We start from the raw sequence: 17,147 nt of genomic DNA, 5'->3' as shown, positions 1-17,147 counted from the left end.
TCAGGGACCCCGGGTGCGACATCGGGACGGGGTCCGCGCTTGCCCAGCACACCGATCGGGCTGGGCCCGGTCATCACCCGGGGCACCCCACCGCGAACTCGACGAGGGTTGCCGGCCAGCAAACCGGGGTTTGACGCTGGCGCTCGTGACCTGCCGGCAGCATAGCGGCTACCGATGCGGCCGAACCAGCCGGCGGTGGATGGCTACGCTGACCGCATGGCCGACACCCCGCCCGGTTCACCGCTGCCGCCGTCGCCCGCCGGCCCGCCCGCGCCCGCCGCCCCGCCGGTGGCCGAGACGCCCCGGATGCCGCTGCGCCGACTGGGCTGGCGGCGGTTCCTGGTGCTGGCCGGGGTGGTGCTGTTCATCGCGGCGTGCGCGGTGTTCATGGTCTTCACGCTCGGCCAGTCGCTCGGTGCGCAGGCCCTGCTGATCGGGGTGGTGGCCGCCATCCTGCCGGTGCCGGTGCTGGTCGGCTGCTTCCTCTGGTTGGACCGGTACGAACCCGAGCCGCTGAAGTATCTGATCTTCTGCTTCGCCTGGGGTGCGTTCGTCTCCACCGCCGCCTCGCTCACTGTGAACGACTTCGCGGCCAACCGGTTCGCCGACTGGGGCCTGCCGTCCGCGCTCACCGGGGTGCTGGTGGCGCCGTTCATCGAGGAGTTGACCAAGGCGCTGGGCCCGATCCTGCTGCTGGTGTTCCGCCGCCGCGAATGGTCCGGGATCACCGACGGCCTGGTCTACTGCGGGCTCTCCGCGGTCGGCTTCGCGATGGTGGAGAACATCCTCTACCTGGGCGGGTTGGGCTACGCCTCCGGTGCCGACCGCTATGGCCCGGCGACCGGCATCCAGCAGGTCATCGCGATCTTCATCCTGCGGATCCTGCTGTTCGGGTTCGCCCATCCCCTTTTCACCTCGATGACCGGTGTGGGGCTGGGGATCGCCTCCCGGACGGCCGACCGGCGCATCCGGGTGCTCGCCCCGATCGCCGGCCTGCTGCTGGCGATGATGCTGCACGGCACGTGGAACCTGCTGCCCACGCTCACCCAGGCCACCGGCGAGGCGGTGATCATGCTGTACGGCTTCCTGGGCCTGATGGTGCCGGTCTTCTTCGGCACCGTGGGGCTGGCGCTGTGGCTGCGCGCCTGGGAGGGGCGGCTCACCGAGCGGGTCCTGCCCGACTACGTACGCGCTGGCTGGCTCAGCCCGCCCGAGGTGGCCGCCCTGAGCAGCCTGGGCAGACGACACGCCGCCCGCAGTTGGGCGCGGCGGGTGGCCGGCGACGCCGGGGTGCGGGCGATGCGGGGTTACCAGTCCGCCGCGACCCGGTTGGCCCTGCTGCGCGACGGGACGCTGCGCGGTCTGGACCGCAAGCCCGCCGACCAGGAGCGGACCGCACGTGAGGAGCGGGAGTTGCTGGACGCGATCAGCGCGTACCGGACGTTCTTCGTCGGTCGGGACCCGCAGGCCCCGGCGGGGGTCTGGGACGGCAGCCGCTACCACCTGCGCTTCCCGGACGGCACCCAGCGCCCGGTGGACGCGCCGCACGAGCCGGTGGTGCCGATCCCGGTGGTGCTGGCCCCCGCCCCGGCTCCGGTGGGGTACGCGGCACCCGGCTGGCCGGGGCCGCGGTCGGCGCCGCCCTGGCCGCCGACGCACCCCTGAGCGCTGCCGACGGCGGCGGGCGGCTCAGGTCATCAGCGAGGTGAGGAAGTCACCGAGGCCCTGGAACATCGCGATCAGCGCGGCCCCGATCGCCCGGAACATCTGCGCGGCACCGTCCGGCCGGAAGGCCATGAAGTAGATCAGGAACGCGACACTGCCCCAGGTCAACAGCTTCTTCACGAATACCGGCATCGTCCCTCCCCAGGGCCACGGTCGCCGGATGGCTTCCCGTCGTGCGCCCGGGCAAACGGTGCGCGACGGGGCCTGGTGGCCGGGGGAGGTGCGTCAGAGGTAGAGGCCGGTCGAGTCGTTCTCGATCCGCTCGGCGGCGACGGCGTGCACGTCCCGCTCCCGCAGCAGCACGTAACCGCGGCCGTGCAGCTCGACCTCGGAGCGGTCGTCCGGGTCGAAGAGCACCCGGTCGCCGGAGACGATGGCGCGTACGTTCGGCCCCACCCCGACGGCGGTGGCCCAGGCGAGGCGCTTGCCGACCGCCGCGGTCGCCGGAATGACGATGCCGGCGGTGGAGCGGCGTTCGCCCTCGCTGCCCTCCATGCGTACCAGCACGCGGTCGTGCAGCAGGCGGATCGGCAGGCCGGCGTCCAGATCGTTGTCGGCGGTCACGCCGCAGACGCTACCGTGTGGGCCGACGGCTACCGGCCGGTGGTTACGCCGGAGGTGGTCGGGGCATTGTGTGGCGGAACCCCCTACGGTGTCGGGAACGGACGTATGCTGTCCGACCTGTCACCGTGGGCGGGCCGGGTTCTCTGCCAGGAGGTGCGCTTGAGCCGCTTCGAGCGGGTACGCGGGCGGCTTCGCCGCGCCTACCAGTCACGACAGGCGTCGGCGCGCGCCGACGAGGGCGCGGCGGATGACGCGCTGAACGACGCGTCGCCGGCCGCCCGGGTGGCATCGCCGGCCGTGCCGGGGCCGACCGCGCCGACGAGCGCCACTGTCTACGGTGCGGAACCACCGGTGGACCTGCACAGCTCCACGTCCAGCCGGGACGACGCCGACGTTCCGCACGGGCTGCGGATCGCCGCCGCGTGGTGTTGGCGACTGATCGTGATCGGCGTGGTGGCCTGGGCCCTGCTGCGGATCGTCGGCACGATCAAGATCGTGATCATTCCGCTGGCCATCGCGCTGCTGCTCTCGGCGCTGCTCGCGCCGGCGGTGGGCTGGCTGCTGCGGATCCGGTTCCCCCGGTCGCTGGCGACCGCTGTGGTGCTGGTCGGCGGCCTGGCCGCGGTGATCGGCACGCTGACGCTGGTGGTCAACGAGTTCATTCGTGGCGTACCGGAGCTGAGCGAGAAGTCGTCGGAGGGTGTCCGGCAGATCCAGAACTGGCTGAAGACGGGGCCGCTGCACCTCTCGGACACTCAGCTCGACCGCTACATCGACGAGGCGCAGGCCTGGATCAACTCCAACACCTCCAATCTGACAAGTGGCGCCCTGAGCACCGCCGCGACGCTGGCCGAGGTGCTGACCGGCACGCTGCTGGTGCTCTTCGCGACGTTCTTCTTCCTGCGCGACGGCAACCGGATCTGGCGCTTCCTGGTCCGGCTGCTGCCGGTGGCCGCCCGGTGGAAGGTCGACGACGCGGGTCGTGCCTCCTGGCACACGCTCGGCGCCTACGTCCGCGCGACCGTGCTGGTCGCCTTCATCGACGCGGTCGGCATCGGCATCTTCCTGGTCGTCTTCGACATTCCGTTCGCCTTCCCGCTGGCCGCGCTGGTCTTCCTCGGCGCGTTCATCCCGATCGTCGGTGCGGCGCTCTCCGGCGGCGTGGCGGTGCTGGTGGCCCTCGTCGACAGCGGCCCGGTCACCGCGTTGATCATCCTTGGCGCGGTGATCGGCGTGCAGCAGATCGAGGGCCACGTGCTCCAGCCGTTGATCATGGGCCGGGCGGTCGCCCTCCACCCGCTCGCGGTGATCATCGGCATCGCCGCCGGTGTGGTGCTCGCCGGCATCACCGGCGCGCTGGTCTCCGTGCCGCTCATCGCGGTGCTGAACACCGCCGTCCGCAGGCTCGCCGCCCGGAGGGTCCCGGACACCCCGCCCGACGCCGTGGTGGTCGCCGCCCAGGCCCCCTAGCTCCGGGCGCGCCCGCGCCTTGTGCGCCCGGACCCGCTGGGTCACGCCGTCGACCGCCTGATCACGCACGAACATGGAAAAGAGTGGCCTCCCCTGTGCGGGAGGCCACTCTTTCCCTGTTGTAGCGCGATCTTGGCCGTGCGCCGTGCGCCGTGCGGCGGGGCGGCCCGGCGGAGGGCGGGGCGGCCCGGCGGAGGACGGCGGGGCCTGGCGGCGGGACGTGGCGCGAGGGGCGAGGGTGGACGCTGCGGGTCAGGACTTGGCCAGGCGCTCCAGGGCGCCGCGGGCCACCTCGGGGCGGGTCGTGTACCAGAACGGTGGCAGCGAGCGCCGCAGGAACGGCCCGTAGCCCCGGGCCGTCTCCAGCCGGGAGTCGAGCACCGCGACCACACCCTTGTCGCCGGTCGCCCGGATCAGCCGGCCGACGCCCTGCGCCAGCCGGACCGCCGCGATCGGCACGCTGACCGCCGCGAAGCCCGAACCGCCGCCCGCGTCCACCGCCGCCGCGCGGGCCGCCGCCAGTGGTTCGTCCGGGCGGGGGAAGGGCAGCCGGTCGATGACCACGAGCTGACAGGCGTCACCCGGCACGTCCACCCCCTGCCAGAGCGACATCACCCCGAACAGGCAGCTGGCGCGCTCCTCTCGGAAGCGACGCACCAGCAGCGGCAACGCCTCCTCGCCCTGGAGCAGCACCGGCAGGTCGGTCCGCGCGCGCAACAGCTCCGCCGCCTGCTGCGCGGCCCGCCGTGAGGAGAAGAGCCCGAGAGTACGACCACCGAGCGCCTCGACCAGCCCGAGCAGCTCCTCCCCGGCAGCGTCGGGCAGCCCGGAGACGCTGGGGCGGGGAAGGTGCGCGGCGACGTACAGGATGCCCTGCCGGGCGTAGTCGAACGGCGAACCGACGTCGAGCGACCGCCACCCGGGGCCCTCGGTGGCCGGTACGACGGCGTTCGGGGCGGCGTCGCCGGCGATGCGGCGGCCCGGCGTCTCGGCGGCCGGACGACCCGGGCCGCTGCGGGCGGCCAGCGCGGCAGCGGCGGGGGTCGGCGGGGCGGGCGGTGGCGCGTCCAGCCCGAGGGCGCGGGCGACGGTGTCGAACCGACCGCCCAGCGCCAGGGTCGCCGAGGTGGCGACGACGGTGCGTTCGTCGTACAGGTGGGTGGCGAGGGTGCCGGCCACCGACAGCGGCGCGACCACCAGTGCGCGGCGGCTGCCGCTGTCGTTCTTCTCCACCCAGGCCACGTCGTGGTCGGCCTCCTCCAGCAGCCGCTGCGCGGTAGTGGAGAGCTCGTCCAGGGCGGCCTTGGCCTGCTGCTTGCGCACCGGGTCGGGGTCGTCGGCCTTGATGTCGCCGATCGCGTCCAGGGCGGTGCGGGTCGCCGCGTCGAGCAGCGTGCACGCCTCCCGCAGCGGCGTCGGCAACCCCGCGGTTATCCGCCCGGCCGGCGCCTCGGCCAGGCCGACGGCGAGGGCGTCGCCGGCGGCGGTGAGCGCCTCGGCCGTCTCCGGCCGCAGCAGCGTCCGGGCCCGCCGGGTGGTCCGGTCGATCAGCTCCGGCACCAGTTCCGCCTGGGCCGCGGAGGAGACCCGGTCGGCCAGCTCGTGCGCCTCGTCGACGATGAGCAACTTGTGCGGTGGCACGATGTGCCGGTCGGCGAGCATGTCGACAGCGAGCAGGCTGTGGTTGGTCACCACAATGTCCGCCTCGCGGGCACGGGCCCGCGACGCCTCGGCGAAGCACTCCTGCCCGAACGGGCAGCGGGTAGCGCCGACGCACTCGCGGGCCGGCATCGACACCAGCCGCCAGGCCTGGTCGTCGACGCCCGGGTCCAACTCGTCCCGGTCGCCGGTGGCGGTCTTCTCGGCCCAGTCCCGCAGCCGCTCGATCTGCTTGCCCAACCGGCCCGCCTCACCGAGCCACTTCGTGCCGCCGCCGGGACGTGCCGCGGGAGCGTCGAAGAGGGTGTCCTCCGGCTCCTCCTCGGTGGAGTTGTCCAGTCGGGCCAGGCAGAGGTAGTGGTGGCGGCCCTTGAGCACGGCGAAGGTGGGCCGCCGGCCGAGCACCGGCTCGACCGCGTCGGCGAGCCGGGGCAGGTCGTGGTCGACCAGCTGGGACTGCAACGCCAGGGTGGCGGTGGAGACCACCACCGGGCCGTCCACAGTGAGCGCCGGCGCGAGGTACGCCAGCGACTTGCCGGTGCCGGTGCCGGCCTGGACGAGCAGATGCTCACCGTCGGCCACGCACGCCTCGATCGCCGTGGTCATCTGCAGCTGGCCGGGGCGTTCCGCGCCACCGGGCACCGCGCCGACCGCCGCCGCCAGCAACTCGGTGCCACTGGGCCGGGCACCCCGCCGCCGGCCCTTCGCACGGGCCGACGGGGTGGCGGAACCGGTGGCGGTGCGGGGCGGAGTCACCGTGCGACGGTACCCGGCGCCGCCGACACCGGTAGCGCCCATCCGCCGCGTGGCGTGCCGCCGACCGGGCCGGGCGGTGCGGGCGACGCCGTCCGGTTACGGCCGCGCTACGACGCGTGGGCAGTATCGGTTAGGGTGCGAATCATGCCGAGCGACATGGTCCGAGTGATCTACCGCAAGTACGACGGCAGCGCCCACCGCGACTACCCGGCCCGCCGGCTCACGGAGGACGATCTCGGCATCTGGCTCGGAGTGCCCGAGGGCACCCAGTCGGTCTACCACGGCCGCCCCTCGGTGGAGAAGATCCCGTTCGTGCTGCTGGTGCCGCACCGCGCCTGGTGGACCGCCATGTTCAACCCGCCGCCGCGCACCAGCGAGGTCTACTGCGACATCACGACCCCGGCCCGCTGGGAGTCCGACGACACCGTCCACCTGATCGACCTTGACCTGGACGTCGTCCGGCGTCGGGCCACCGGCCTGGTGGAGCTGCTCGACGAGGACGAGTTCGCCGAGCACCGGGCCCGGTTCGGCTACCCGGACGACGTGGTGGTCGAGGCGGAGGCGGCGGCACAGCGGCTGTTCGGGGCCTTGGGCGACGGCACCGAGCCGTTCGCCACCGCGTACCGCAAGTGGTTGGCCCTGGTGGTCTGACCGGGCCGGCTCACCAGCGTGGCGGCCAGCCGTCGTCGGCGTCCAGCGGCGGCAGGTCGGTCAGCTTCTCCGGGTTGAGCTGGTTGTAGATGGCGGTGATCCGGCCCCGGTCCACGGCGAATGCGGTGACCAGGCGGATCGGTCGCCCGTCGCTGTGTGCCGTCTCCATCTGCAGGCCGAGCGCGCCGTCGACGAGCACCGGCCGAGCCAGCACCCGGTCGGCGTACCGGCCGGTCCGGCCGAACAGGCCGAGGGTGAGGCGACCCACGGCGTCGGCGCCGAGCACCGGCCGACGGGCCGCGGGGAAGTGCCCGCCCGAGTCGCCGACGAAGACCACGTCCGGTGCGAGCACCTGGAGGAGTTGGTCCAGCTCGCCGGACTCGGTCGCGGCGACGAACGCCTTGAGCACCCGGCGTTGCTCGGCCGGGTCCGCGGTGTGCCGGGGTACGTCCGGCGCGCTGACCGCCCGACGGGCCCGGGAGGCGAGCTGCCGGGCAGCCGCCTCGGTGGTGCCGAGCACCCCCGCGACCCGGGCGAACGGCAACGCGAACACGTCGTGCAGCACCAGCGCGACCCGTTGCTCCGGTGCGAGCCGCTCCAGCACCACCAGCAGCGCCGTGCCGACCTGGTCGGTGCGGACCGCCCGCTCCGCCGGGTCGGGCGCGTAACCGTCGGCCGACGACCGACCGTCCACCGGGCTCACCACCGGCTCCGGCAGCCACTGTCCGGGGTACGCCTCCCGGCGGACCCGGGCCGAGCGGAGCACGTCCAGGCAGATCCGGGCGCAGGTGGTGGTCAGCCACGCGGACAGGTCACGGATCTCGGCGCGGGCCGCCGGGTCGGCCAGCGCCCCGGCGTAGCGCAGCCAGGTCTCCTGGACCGCGTCCTCCGCCTCGCTGCGGCTGCCCAGCATCCGGTGGCCCACCGCGAGGAGCCGGCCCCGCTCGGCCTCGAACTCCGTCGCCAGTTCCCGCACGACCCACCACCCCTTCCGGTCGGTGTCCCGGCCTCCATCCTCCCGCCTGGCGGAGGTGCCGGCAGCCCCGGAACGCCCCGGTGGGTCGGTGCCTGCGGTGGGCGCAGGTCGAGGGTGTCGGTCACCGGGCCGGGGTCCGTCGACGGCTCTCGGCGGGCGGATCGGCGGCCGTTGGGTGATGATCCGTGCATGAGCGCACCCCAGCAAGGGCAGATCGTGGGGCCGGACGGCGGCTCGATGCGGGAACTGCTGCGGGTCACCGCGCCGGTGGATCTCGGCGCGATCGACCCGCGGTCCATGCCCGGCCTACCGGTGCCGGCGGACCGCGCCGAGCACCGTAAGACCTGGGCGCGGGAGCAGGTGGAGCTGGTCGGTGAGGAGCTGGGCCGGCAACAGGAGATGCTCTTCGCGATGGCCAAGACCGGATCGGAGCGGCCGGCCCGCCGGGTGCTGCTGGTGTTGCAGGCCATGGACTGCGGCGGCAAGGACGGCACGATCAAGCGGGTGGCGGGCGCGATGAACCCGCTGGGCCTGCACATCCGCTCGTTCGGGCCGCCGACGCGTCAGGAGCTGCGGCACGACTTCCTCTGGCGGATCCGCCGGGAGCTGCCGCCGCCGGGGTACGTGGGGATGTTCAACAGGTCGCACTACGAGGACGTGTTGATCGCCCGGGTCGGCTCGCTGGTGCCGGAGGCGACCTGGCGGGCCCGCTATGACGAGATCAACGCGTTCGAGCGGGAACTGACCGAGGACGGCGTGACGCTGATCAAGGTGATGCTGCACATCTCGTACGCCGAGCAGGGCAAGCGCCTGCTGGACCGGCTCACCGACCCGCGCAAGCACTGGAAGTACAACCCCTCCGACATCGACTCGCGGGGGCACTGGGACGACTACCAGGCCGCGTACGCCGAGGCGCTGAGCCGGTGCGGCACGGACGCCGCGCCCTGGTTCGTGGTGCCGGCGGACCGCAAGTGGTACCGGGACTGGGCGGTGGCCCACCTGCTGCGTGAGACGTTCGACACGCTCGATCTGGGGTATCCGGCTGCCGATTTCGACGTGGCCCGGGAGCGGAGGCGCCTGTTGGCTGGGGGAGCGGGTGCCGGTGGGACGGTCGAGGTGAACGGCAGGTGAACGAGCGGTGAATGGTGCCTGGCCAGGGGTGGGCCGGCGAATTCCCGGTTCTGCCGTTTCCTAGCATTCACCGAGCGGGCGCTCTCGGGTGCCGCCACCCTTCCACCGACGCGACGAGGTCTGTGCTGTGAAGTTTTCCTTCCGCCCCACCGAGGGCGCCTTCTACGAGCTCTTCACCAGGGCCGCGCAGAACCTGGTCCGGGGCACGGCGCTGCTCAACGAGCTGGCCCTGCCCGGCGTGGACGTGCAGTCCGTCAGCGAGCGGCTCACCGAGGTCGAGCACGACAGCGACCAGATCACCCACGAGCTGTACAAGAAGATCAACTCAACCTTCATCACGCCGTTCGACCGGGAGGACATCTACCGGCTCGGCTCGCTGCTGGACGACGTGATGGACCACCTGGAAGCGGTCGGCGACCTGCTCTACCTGTACGGGCTGACCGAGCTTCCGGCGCTGCCGCGCGAGCTGCACGAGATGGTCAACGTGCTCGACCAGCAGGCCAAGCTGACCGCCGACGCGATGCCCCGGCTGAAGTCGATGAAGGATCTTGAGGACTACTGGATCGAGTGCAACCGGCTGGAGAACGAGGGCGACCGGATCAACCGGCAGCTGCTCGTCCGCCTCTTCTCCGGCGAGTACGACGCGCTCACCGTGCTGAAGATGAAGGAGGTCGCCGACGAGCTGGAGGCAGCCTGCGACGCCTTCGAGCACGTGGCGAACACCGTCGAGACCATCGCCGTCAAGGAGTCCTGAGCCGGTGTCTCCCGAACTCATCGCCGTCCTGGCGGTGATCGCGGTAGCCCTGGCGTTCGACTACACCAACGGCTTCCACGACGCTGCCAACGCGATCGCGACAAGCGTCTCGACCCGCGCGTTGACCCCCCGGATCGCGCTGGGGCTCGCCGCGGTCGGCAACTTCGTCGGCGCGCACTTCGGCGCCGGAGTGGCCAAGACCGTCGGCGACGGCCTGGTCACCCTGCCCACCGGCATCAGCAGCCTGGGGGTGGTCTTCGCCGGGGTGCTCGGCGCCATCGCCTGGAACCTGATCACCTGGTACTTCGGTCTGCCGTCGTCCTCCTCGCACGCGCTCTTCGGTGGTCTGGTCGGGGCGACCCTGCTGTCCAGCGGCGGCATCGTGCAGTGGGTCAACATCGGCGAGAAGGTCATCCTGCCGATGGTGCTCTCGCCGATCGTCGGTCTGACCCTCGGCTACCTGCTGATGCTGGCCATCCTCTGGATGTTCCGGAAGGGGCAGCCGGGCAAGCTCAACCGGGGCTTCCGGTGGGCGCAGACCGCCTCGGCCGCCGCCATGTCGGTCGGTCACGGCATGCAGGACGCCGCCAAGACCATGGGCATCGTGGTGCTGGCGCTCTACACCGGTGGTTTCCAGGAGAGCAAGACGCACATCCCGGGCTGGGTGTTCTGGACCTCGGCGACGATGCTGGCCCTCGGCACGTACGCCGGTGGTTGGCGGATCATCCGCACCCTCGGCCGCAAGATCATCGACTTGGGGCCGCCGGAGGGCTTCGCCGCCGAGACCGTCGCCAGCGCGGTGCTCTACTTCAACGCCCTGGTGCTGAAGGCGCCGATCTCCACCACCCACACCATCACCTCGGCGATCATGGGTGTCGGCGCGACCAAGCGACTCTCCGCGGTTCGCTGGAACGTGGCCGGCAACATCGTGCTGGCCTGGATCATCACGTTCCCGGCCGCCGCACTGATCGCGTGCCTGACCTACCTGCTGGTCCGGCCGCTGTTCGGCTGAGCGCACGAAAGGGCCCCCGGTCACGGTCTCGCCGTGGCCGGGGGCCCTTTGCCTGTTCAGACGTACCGGACGCCGATCTGCTCGCGGACCGTGTCCAGCAGGGCCATCACCTCAAGGGTGGTGGCATGCGGCACCACCGGGCTCTCGGTCAGGCCGGCGGCCAGGCAGCGCTGCACCTCGATCGCCTCGTACTGGTAGCCGTTGCCGGCCTCGTCCGCCGTGAACGTCTCCGGCTCGGCGCCGACCCGGTGCAGTGTGAACGAACCCGGTCGGAAGAACGGCTCCGGCACGTCGATCCGCCCCAGGGTGCCCGTGATCGAGGCGGTCTGCCCGCTCAACCCGACCATGCCGCAGCTCAACGTCGCCAGCGCTCCGGTGTCGTAGCCGAACAGCATGCCGGTGTTCTCGTCCGTCCCTTCCGGGCCGAGCTGCGCCCAGGACCGGATGTGCTGCGGCACGCCGAGCAGCAGGTGGGCCAGGCTGATCGGGTAGATCCCCAGGTCCAACAGGGCGCCTCCACCCAGCGCCGGGTTGCGCATCCGGTGCTCCGGCGGGAACGGCCCGGCCACACCGAAGTCGGCCCGGACGCCGCTCACCGTGCCGATCGCCCCGTCCGCGATCAGCTCGACCATCCGCAGGATCATCGGGTTCAGCCGCATCCACATGGCCTCCATCAGGAAGACCCCGGCGGCGCGGGCGGTGTCCACCAGCTCGGTGCTGGTGGCCAGGTCGAGGGTGAACGGCTTCTCCAGCAGCACGGCCCGCCCGGCGGTCAGGCAGGTCATCGCCGCCTCGTAGTGCGCGGAATGCGGGGTCGCCACGTAGATCGCGTCCAGCTCCGGGTCAGCGGCCAACTCCACCCAGGAGCCGTAGGCGCGCTTCGCGCCGTACGTGTCAGCGAAGCGCTGTGCGCTCTGCGCGGCGCGGGAACCGACCGCCACCAACTCGGCGTCCGGCACCAGCCGGAGGTCTTCGGCGAAACGGCTGGCGATGTGGCCGGTGGCCAGGATGCCCCAACGAGTCATGCCGAAACGCTAACCGAGCCAGCTGAACCGCCCGCTGCCCGGCCCGCTGCCCGGTCTGCGGCCTGCTGCCACACCCCGACCCGACGCCTCGGGCCTGACGGCCTGACGAGCGTGATGCCTCTGAGGCATTTTGATGCCTCAGAGTCATCACGCTCAAATCGTCGACCGAGCCACCGCTCATCGCCCCAGCGCGCGGCCGGCGTTCCGCTGTCGGGAACTAGGCTCGCGGCATGACGATCGACAGTGCCGGCTTCGCCGCCCCGGCAGCCCTGGTCGAGCACGCCCGCCGGTTCCAGGCCGAGGGTGGCACCCCGGCCACGCCGCGGGTCGCGGCCACCGTCCTGCTGCTGCGCCCGACCGATGCCGACTTCGAGGTGTACGTCATCCGCCGGGTCGCCGCGATGACGTTCGGCGGGATGTACGCCTTCCCGGGCGGCGGGGTGGACCGCTCCGACTCGGAGGCGCACCTGGACTGGGCGGGGCCGACACCGGGCGAGTGGGCGGGCCGGCTCGGCGTGGCTTCGGACGCCGCGCAGGCGGTGGTCTGTGCCGCCGCGCGGGAGGTCTTCGAGGAGGCGGGTGTGCTGCTCGCCGGCCCGAACCGGGAGACCGTGGTGGGCGACGTCAGCGGCGACGACTGGGAGGCGGCCCGGCAGGACCTGGAGGGTCGCCGGCTGGGCTTCGCCGCGCTGCTCGCCGACCGGCAGCTCACCCTCCGGTCGGACCTGCTGCTGCCGTGGAGCCGGTGGATCACTCCGGAGTTCGAGCCGCGGCGCTTCGACACGTACTTCTTCGTGGCCCTGCTGCCGGCGGGGCAGCGGACCCGCGACGTCTCCGGCGAGGCCGACCACACCCTGTGGATCCGGCCGGCGGACGCGCTGGCCCGCGCGCGGGCCGGGGAGCTGACCATGCTGCCACCGACAATGGTCACGCTGGCCCAGGTGGCGGCGGCCGGCGACCTGGCCGGTGTGGCGCGGGCGGCGGCCGACCGGGACGCCGCCACCCCGATCACCCCGCGCCTGGACCTCCCCCCGAACGGCGAACCCCGCTTCGTCCTCGCCTGACCCGCACCGCTCGCGTGCCGCCCCTCAGCCAAGATCGCGACCCGCACCGCTCGCGTCCCGCGCCTCAGCCAAGATCGCGCTCGAACAGGGAAGTAGTGGCCTCACGGCGCGCCGAGACCACTACAACCAGGATCGAGCGCGATCTTGGCAGGTTCCTCGTGGAGCGGGAACCGGCGGCTCAGCCGAAGCGGCCGGTGATGTAGTCCTCGGTCTTCTTCACGCTCGGGTTGCTGAAGATCTTCTGGGTGTTGTCGTACTCGATCAGCCGGCCCGGGTCGCCGGTCTTCTCGATCGAGAAGAAGGCGGTCCGGTCCGACACCCGCGCGGCCTGCTGCATGTTGTGCGTCACGATGATGATCGTGAACTTGTCCTTGAGCTGGAACATCAGGTCCTCGATCGCCAGCGTGGAGATCGGGTCCAGGGCGGAGCACGGCTCGTCCATCAGCACGACCTGCGGCTCGACAGCGATGGTCCGGGCGATGCAGAGCCGCTGCTGCTGACCGCCGGAGAGGCCCGCACCGGGCTTGCCCAGCCGGTCCTTGACCTCGCCCCACAGGTTCGCGGCGCGCAGGGCCTTCTCGGCCGCGTCCTCCAGGATCGACTTCTTGCGGACCCCGTTGAGCTTCAGCCCGGCCACCACGTTCTCGAAGATGCTCATGGTGGGGAACGGGTTCGGCCGCTGGAAGACCATGCCGATCGTGCGCCGGACCGCCGTGACGTCCACGTCCCGGTCGTAGATGTCCTGGTCGTCGATGGTCAGGCTGCCCTCGACCCGGGCCCCCGGCAGCACCTCGTGCATCCGGTTGATCGACCGCAGGAACGTCGACTTGCCGCAGCCGGACGGCCCGATGAGGGCGGTGACCGTCTTCGGCTCGACCGTCAGGTTGATGTTCTCGATCGCCTTGAAGCCCCCGTAGTACGCGGTGACGTTCGTGGCGGAGACGCGCTTGGCCATGGTGGTACCTCCGGGGTTCATCGGCTGAGCCTGTTGCGACGGGCCAGCAGCTTCGCCGCGATCGTCAGGATGAGCACGAGGGCGACCAGGGTGAGTGCCGCGGTCCACGCCCGTGCCGGGGCGTACTTCGACGCGTCGCCGGCCTGCTGGTAGACGAAGAGGGACAGCGACGACTGGTTGTTCTCGAAGGGGTTGGTGTTGATCGCCGCGCCACCGCCGGCGACCAGCAGCACCGGCGCGGTCTCACCGGCCGCGCGGGCGATGGCGAGCATGACGCCGGTGACGATGCCGGGCAGCGCCGTCGGCAGCACCACCCGCAGGATGGTCTTCCACTTGGGTACGCCGAGCGCGTACGCGCCCTCGCGCAGTGGCGCCGGTACGAGGCGGAGCATCTCCTCGGTGGACCGGACGATGGTGGGCAGCATGAGCACGCTCAGCGCGAGCGCGGCGGCGAAGCCGGAGAAGCTGGGCCGACCGTCGTTGAACCACGGCGACACGATCAGCACCCAGAACGCCAGCACGAAGAGGCCGGAGACGATCGACGGGATGCCGGTCATCACGTCCACGAAGAACCGGATCGCGAAGGCGAACTTGCCCCGCCCGTACTCGACGATGTAGATCGCGCAGAGCACGCCGAGCGGGACGGTGATCAGGGTGGCGATACCAACCTGCTCCAGGGTGCCGACGATCGCGTGGTACGCGCCGCCGTTGGCGTCCCGGGCCCCGATGTTGTTCATCGAGGTCTGGAAGAAGTTGGCGTCCAACCGGCTGGCGCCCTTGCTGACCAGCGTCCAGACCACCGACACGAGCGGCAGCACCGCCAACACGAAGGCGGAGTGGATCAGGGCGCTCCAGGTGCGGTTGCGGGCCGAGCGGCGCCCCTCGACCGCGTTGGCGGCGGTGAAGAGCCCGACCAGGTAGAGGATCGCACCGAGGACGACCACGAGGACCGGGCCGCCGACGCCGGCGCCGTAGACGATCACGGCGGAGAGCGCCAGGGCCACCACGGCGATGGCCGGGGCGGCGTACCAGGGCAGCCGCTTGGCCCGCAGCGAGTCGGGCTGGGCCGGCGGCCGGGTGCGGTGGGAGGTGGCGGTTGTGGTCATGCGGCCGACTCCGTGAACTCCCGGCGGCGGTAGATGATCGCCCGCGCGGTGATGTTGACGATCAGCGTGATGGCGAACAGCACCAGGCCGGAGGCGATCAGAGCGCCACGGCCGGTCGCGTTCGCCTCGCCGAACGCGTTGGCGATGTTGGCGGCGATGGTGTTGCCGCCGTTCTGGATCAGGTTGAACGAGATGCCGAAGGTGATGCCGAGGGTCAGCGCCAGGGCGATGGTCTCGCCGAGCGCCCGGCCGAGGCCGAGCATCATCGCGGCGATGATGCCGGGGCGGCCGTAGGGGAGCACCGCGGTGCGGAGCATCTCCCAGCGGGTGGCGCCCAGGGCGAGGGCGGCCTCCTCGTTCGCGGTGGGCGTCTGGAGGAACACCTCGCGGGAGAGCGAGGTGATGATCGGCAGCACCATGATGGCGAGCACCAGGGCGCCCAGCATGACGGACGCCCCGAAGGGGCCGTCGCCGCCGAAGAGCGGGATCCAGCCGAAGTGCTGGTTCAGCCAGACGGAGAAGTCCCGGACCGGGCTGCTGAAGACGTCCCGTCCCCAGAGGCCGAAGACCACGCTCGGCACGGCGGCGAGCAGGTCGACCAGGAAGCCGAGCGTGGTGCCCAGCCGGCGGGGTGCGTAGTGCGAGAGGTAGAGGGCGATGCCCAACGCCACCGGCACCGCCATGAGCAGTGCCAGCGCCGAGCTGAGCACGGTGCCGAAGGCGAGCGCGCCGATGCCGAACTTCGGCTGTGTCTCGTTGGGAGACCAGCCCTCGTAGGACCAGAAGTTCTCGGTGTTGGCGCGCAGGGCCGGCACCGCCTTGACGACCAGGAAGATCGCGATGGCGGCGATGATGACCAGAACGGCGGTGCCGGCGGCCAGTGTGAGACCGCGGAAGGCCCGCTCGGCGCCGAACCTACGGCTGCGCGGCAGCGCGCCGCCGCCGCCCAGCCCGGTGCCGCCCGGGGTACGGGTGCTGACTGGTGCCTCGGCCACACGCGCCGAGGCACCGGCGGGCCACTCGTGACTCTGGGTCACGCGCGTCCCGCCGGTGCCGGCGTCGGCCGAGCGGTGGGGGGTTTCACCCATCTGCTCGCTCGATTCGATTGCGGAGTGGTGTCGGTCAGGAGATGTTCTTGACTGCGGCCTCGACCTTGGTGCGGACGCTCTCCGGCAGCGGGGCGTAGCCCAGCTCGGTCATGGCAGCCTGGCCCTCGGTGCTGGCGGCGTAGCCCAGCAGACCCTTGACCAGCGGCAGCTTGTCGGCGGCGAGGCCCTTGCTGCAGACGATCTCGTACGTCGCCAGGACGATCGGGTAGGCCCCGGCCTCCTTGGTGTTGTAGTCGATCGACAGCTTGAGGTCGTCGCCCTGGCCCTCGACCTTGGCGCCGGCGATGGTCTTGCCGGCCGCCTCGGCGGTCAGCGCGGCGAACTCGCCCGCACCGTTACCGATCTTGGACATCTTCAGGCCGGCGTTCTCGGCGAACGACCACTCCATGTAGCCGATCGAGCCGTCGGCACCCTTGACCCGGCTGGCCACGCCGTCCGAACCCTTGGCGCCGGTGCCGCCCGGGGCCTTCCACGCCTTGGCCTTGCCGAAGGTCCAGTCCGCCTCGGCGGTCTTGGAGAGGAAGTTGGTGAAGTTGTCGGTGGTGCCCGACTCGTCCGAGCGGTGGACGGTCTGGATGGTGGTCGCCGGGAGCGTGGCACCCGGGTTGTCGGCCTTGATCGCGGCGTCGTCCCACTTGGTGACCGTGCCGGCGAAGATCTTCGCCAGGGTGGCCGGCTTGAGCTGGAGGTTGTCCACGCCGCTGACGTTGTAGGCGACGGCCACCGGGCCGATCACCATCGGCAGGTGGATGGCCTTGCCGCCGACGCACTTGGCGTCGGCCTGCGGCTGCTCCTCCGGCTTGAGCGCGGAGTCGGAGCCGGCGAAGTCGGCGGTCCCGGCGATGAACGCCTGAATACCGGCGCCCGAGCCGCTGGGCTCGTAGTTGATCGTTACACCCTGGCACTTCTGCTGGTACGCCTTGATCCACTCGGCCATGGCGTTCTTCTGCGCCGACGAGCCCTGGGCGTTCAGCGTGCCGGTAGCGCAGTCGACCGCGGCGGCCGAGCCCGAAGCGCTGGCGCCGGAGGCGGGCTCGTTGTTGTCCGAGCCGCATGCGCTGAGACCGAGCGTCGCAGCAAGGGCGAGGCCGGCAATCGCGCCGTACCGCTGGAGCTTCACCTGAGGGGTTTCCCTTCGCGTCTGACTTGGCGCCCCGATCCGGGGCCCGAGGACCGGCACTGACCGGCTG

The 17,147-nt window shown here is 71.8% G+C and carries 15 protein-coding genes, 2 pseudogenes and 1 riboswitch; of the genes and pseudogenes, 7 read left to right on the top strand and 10 right to left on the bottom strand.

Features of this window, described 5'->3' with window-relative positions:
- Positions 1 to 30 precede the first annotated feature (30 nt).
- Positions 31 to 151: riboswitch (SAM riboswitch) on the bottom strand.
- Between the two features lie 23 nt (positions 152 to 174).
- Positions 175 to 1,665 carry a PrsW family intramembrane metalloprotease gene (locus tag AB0C03_RS09960; protein ID WP_210864820.1) on the top strand — a complete coding sequence of 497 codons (1,491 nt, stop codon included), beginning with the start codon at positions 175 to 177 and terminating at the stop codon, positions 1,663 to 1,665.
- A gap of 24 nt (positions 1,666 to 1,689) precedes the next feature.
- On the opposite strand, the gene AB0C03_RS09955 is transcribed toward AB0C03_RS09960, so the two are convergent.
- Together AB0C03_RS09955 and AB0C03_RS09950 are read right to left on the bottom strand one after the other, a co-directional pair.
- On the bottom strand, positions 1,690 to 1,857 hold the full coding sequence (locus AB0C03_RS09955; RefSeq protein WP_167337262.1) for a hypothetical protein: 168 nt from the start codon (positions 1,855 to 1,857) through the stop codon (positions 1,690 to 1,692).
- A gap of 93 nt (positions 1,858 to 1,950) precedes the next feature.
- Positions 1,951 to 2,289, bottom strand: coding sequence for a GroES family chaperonin (locus tag AB0C03_RS09950; RefSeq protein WP_030327790.1), 339 nt, complete (start codon positions 2,287 to 2,289; stop codon positions 1,951 to 1,953).
- A gap of 159 nt (positions 2,290 to 2,448) precedes the next feature.
- On the opposite strand from AB0C03_RS09950, the gene AB0C03_RS09945 reads away from it, so the two are divergent.
- Positions 2,449 to 3,759 carry an AI-2E family transporter gene (locus AB0C03_RS09945; protein WP_030327789.1) on the top strand — a complete coding sequence of 437 codons (1,311 nt, stop codon included), beginning with the start codon at positions 2,449 to 2,451 and terminating at the stop codon, positions 3,757 to 3,759.
- A 252-nt stretch (positions 3,760 to 4,011) separates the two neighbouring features.
- Here AB0C03_RS09945 and AB0C03_RS32315 read toward each other — a convergent pair.
- Both AB0C03_RS32315 and AB0C03_RS32310 read right to left on the bottom strand, forming a co-directional pair.
- Positions 4,012 to 4,707: pseudogene (locus tag AB0C03_RS32315) on the bottom strand (ATP-dependent DNA helicase); the annotation flags it as partial.
- Positions 4,708 to 4,818: 111 nt separating this feature from the next.
- Positions 4,819 to 6,216: pseudogene (locus AB0C03_RS32310) on the bottom strand (ATP-dependent DNA helicase); the annotation flags it as partial.
- 102 nt (positions 6,217 to 6,318) lie between these two features.
- On the opposite strand from AB0C03_RS32310, the gene AB0C03_RS09935 reads away from it, so the two are divergent.
- Positions 6,319 to 6,825 (top strand): DUF402 domain-containing protein, encoded by a 507-nt coding sequence (locus tag AB0C03_RS09935; protein WP_210861133.1) that lies wholly within the window; start codon positions 6,319 to 6,321, stop codon positions 6,823 to 6,825.
- A gap of 10 nt (positions 6,826 to 6,835) precedes the next feature.
- On the opposite strand, the gene sigJ is transcribed toward AB0C03_RS09935, so the two are convergent.
- Positions 6,836 to 7,801, bottom strand: a complete 966-nt coding sequence (gene sigJ, locus AB0C03_RS09930) for an RNA polymerase sigma factor SigJ (RefSeq protein WP_210864819.1) — start codon at positions 7,799 to 7,801, stop codon at positions 6,836 to 6,838.
- Positions 7,802 to 7,990: 189 nt separating this feature from the next.
- Between sigJ and AB0C03_RS09925 the strand changes: the two genes are divergently transcribed.
- From AB0C03_RS09925 to AB0C03_RS09915, 3 genes are all read left to right on the top strand, one after another.
- On the top strand, positions 7,991 to 8,932 hold the full coding sequence (locus tag AB0C03_RS09925) for a PPK2 family polyphosphate kinase (RefSeq protein ID WP_030327785.1): 942 nt from the start codon (positions 7,991 to 7,993) through the stop codon (positions 8,930 to 8,932).
- Between the two features lie 127 nt (positions 8,933 to 9,059).
- Positions 9,060 to 9,686, top strand: coding sequence for a DUF47 domain-containing protein (locus AB0C03_RS09920; RefSeq protein ID WP_030327784.1), 627 nt, complete (start codon positions 9,060 to 9,062; stop codon positions 9,684 to 9,686).
- 4 nt (positions 9,687 to 9,690) lie between these two features.
- Positions 9,691 to 10,698 carry an inorganic phosphate transporter gene (locus AB0C03_RS09915; RefSeq protein ID WP_030327783.1) on the top strand — a complete coding sequence of 336 codons (1,008 nt, stop codon included), beginning with the start codon at positions 9,691 to 9,693 and terminating at the stop codon, positions 10,696 to 10,698.
- A 56-nt stretch (positions 10,699 to 10,754) separates the two neighbouring features.
- Here AB0C03_RS09915 and AB0C03_RS09910 read toward each other — a convergent pair whose 3' ends face one another.
- Positions 10,755 to 11,723, bottom strand: coding sequence for a Gfo/Idh/MocA family protein (locus AB0C03_RS09910; protein ID WP_357635866.1), 969 nt, complete (start codon positions 11,721 to 11,723; stop codon positions 10,755 to 10,757).
- 230 nt (positions 11,724 to 11,953) lie between these two features.
- Between AB0C03_RS09910 and AB0C03_RS09905 the strand changes: the two genes are divergently transcribed.
- Positions 11,954 to 12,787, top strand: coding sequence for an NUDIX hydrolase (locus AB0C03_RS09905; protein WP_030327781.1), 834 nt, complete (start codon positions 11,954 to 11,956; stop codon positions 12,785 to 12,787).
- 178 nt (positions 12,788 to 12,965) lie between these two features.
- On the opposite strand, the gene pstB is transcribed toward AB0C03_RS09905, so the two are convergent.
- From pstB to pstS, 4 genes are read right to left on the bottom strand one after another with little or no spacing between them, the layout of a single operon-like run.
- Positions 12,966 to 13,742, bottom strand: coding sequence for a phosphate ABC transporter ATP-binding protein PstB (gene pstB, locus AB0C03_RS09900; RefSeq protein ID WP_030327780.1), 777 nt, complete (start codon positions 13,740 to 13,742; stop codon positions 12,966 to 12,968).
- Between the two features lie 17 nt (positions 13,743 to 13,759).
- On the bottom strand, positions 13,760 to 14,848 hold the full coding sequence (gene pstA, locus AB0C03_RS09895; RefSeq protein WP_030327779.1) for a phosphate ABC transporter permease PstA: 1,089 nt from the start codon (positions 14,846 to 14,848) through the stop codon (positions 13,760 to 13,762).
- Positions 14,845 to 15,936: a phosphate ABC transporter permease subunit PstC gene (pstC, locus tag AB0C03_RS09890; protein WP_030327778.1), complete on the bottom strand. Its 1,092-nt coding sequence runs from the start codon at positions 15,934 to 15,936 to the stop codon at positions 14,845 to 14,847. Before pstC ends, pstA begins: the two co-directional genes overlap by 4 nt.
- 34 nt (positions 15,937 to 15,970) lie before the next feature.
- Entirely contained in the window at positions 15,971 to 17,077 is a 1,107-nt protein-coding gene (gene pstS / locus AB0C03_RS09885) for a phosphate ABC transporter substrate-binding protein PstS (RefSeq protein ID WP_030327777.1), read from the bottom strand.
- Between the last annotated feature and the right edge of the window lie 70 nt (positions 17,078 to 17,147).

The organism is Micromonospora parva, from assembly GCF_040649675.1.
Classification (GTDB): domain Bacteria; phylum Actinomycetota; class Actinomycetes; order Mycobacteriales; family Micromonosporaceae; genus Micromonospora; species Micromonospora parva.
This window is presented reverse-complemented; position numbering and strand designations above follow the sequence as displayed.

Excerpts from the sequence above, each read along its gene's own strand:
- AB0C03_RS09960 (WP_210864820.1), top strand. The coding sequence starts at position 175 with ATGCGGCCGAACCAGCCGGCGGTGGATGGCTACGCTGACCGCATGGCC.
- AB0C03_RS09955 (WP_167337262.1), bottom strand. The coding sequence starts at position 1,857 with ATGCCGGTATTCGTGAAGAAGCTGTTGACCTGGGGCAGTGTCGCGTTC.
- AB0C03_RS09935 (WP_210861133.1), top strand. The coding sequence starts at position 6,319 with ATGCCGAGCGACATGGTCCGAGTGATCTACCGCAAGTACGACGGCAGC.
- AB0C03_RS09925 (WP_030327785.1), top strand. The coding sequence starts at position 7,991 with ATGAGCGCACCCCAGCAAGGGCAGATCGTGGGGCCGGACGGCGGCTCG.
- AB0C03_RS09910 (WP_357635866.1), bottom strand. The coding sequence starts at position 11,723 with ATGACTCGTTGGGGCATCCTGGCCACCGGCCACATCGCCAGCCGTTTC.
- AB0C03_RS09905 (WP_030327781.1), top strand. The coding sequence starts at position 11,954 with ATGACGATCGACAGTGCCGGCTTCGCCGCCCCGGCAGCCCTGGTCGAG.
- pstB (WP_030327780.1), bottom strand. The coding sequence starts at position 13,742 with ATGGCCAAGCGCGTCTCCGCCACGAACGTCACCGCGTACTACGGGGGC.
- pstA (WP_030327779.1), bottom strand. The coding sequence starts at position 14,848 with ATGACCACAACCGCCACCTCCCACCGCACCCGGCCGCCGGCCCAGCCC.
- pstC (WP_030327778.1), bottom strand. The coding sequence starts at position 15,936 with ATGGGTGAAACCCCCCACCGCTCGGCCGACGCCGGCACCGGCGGGACG.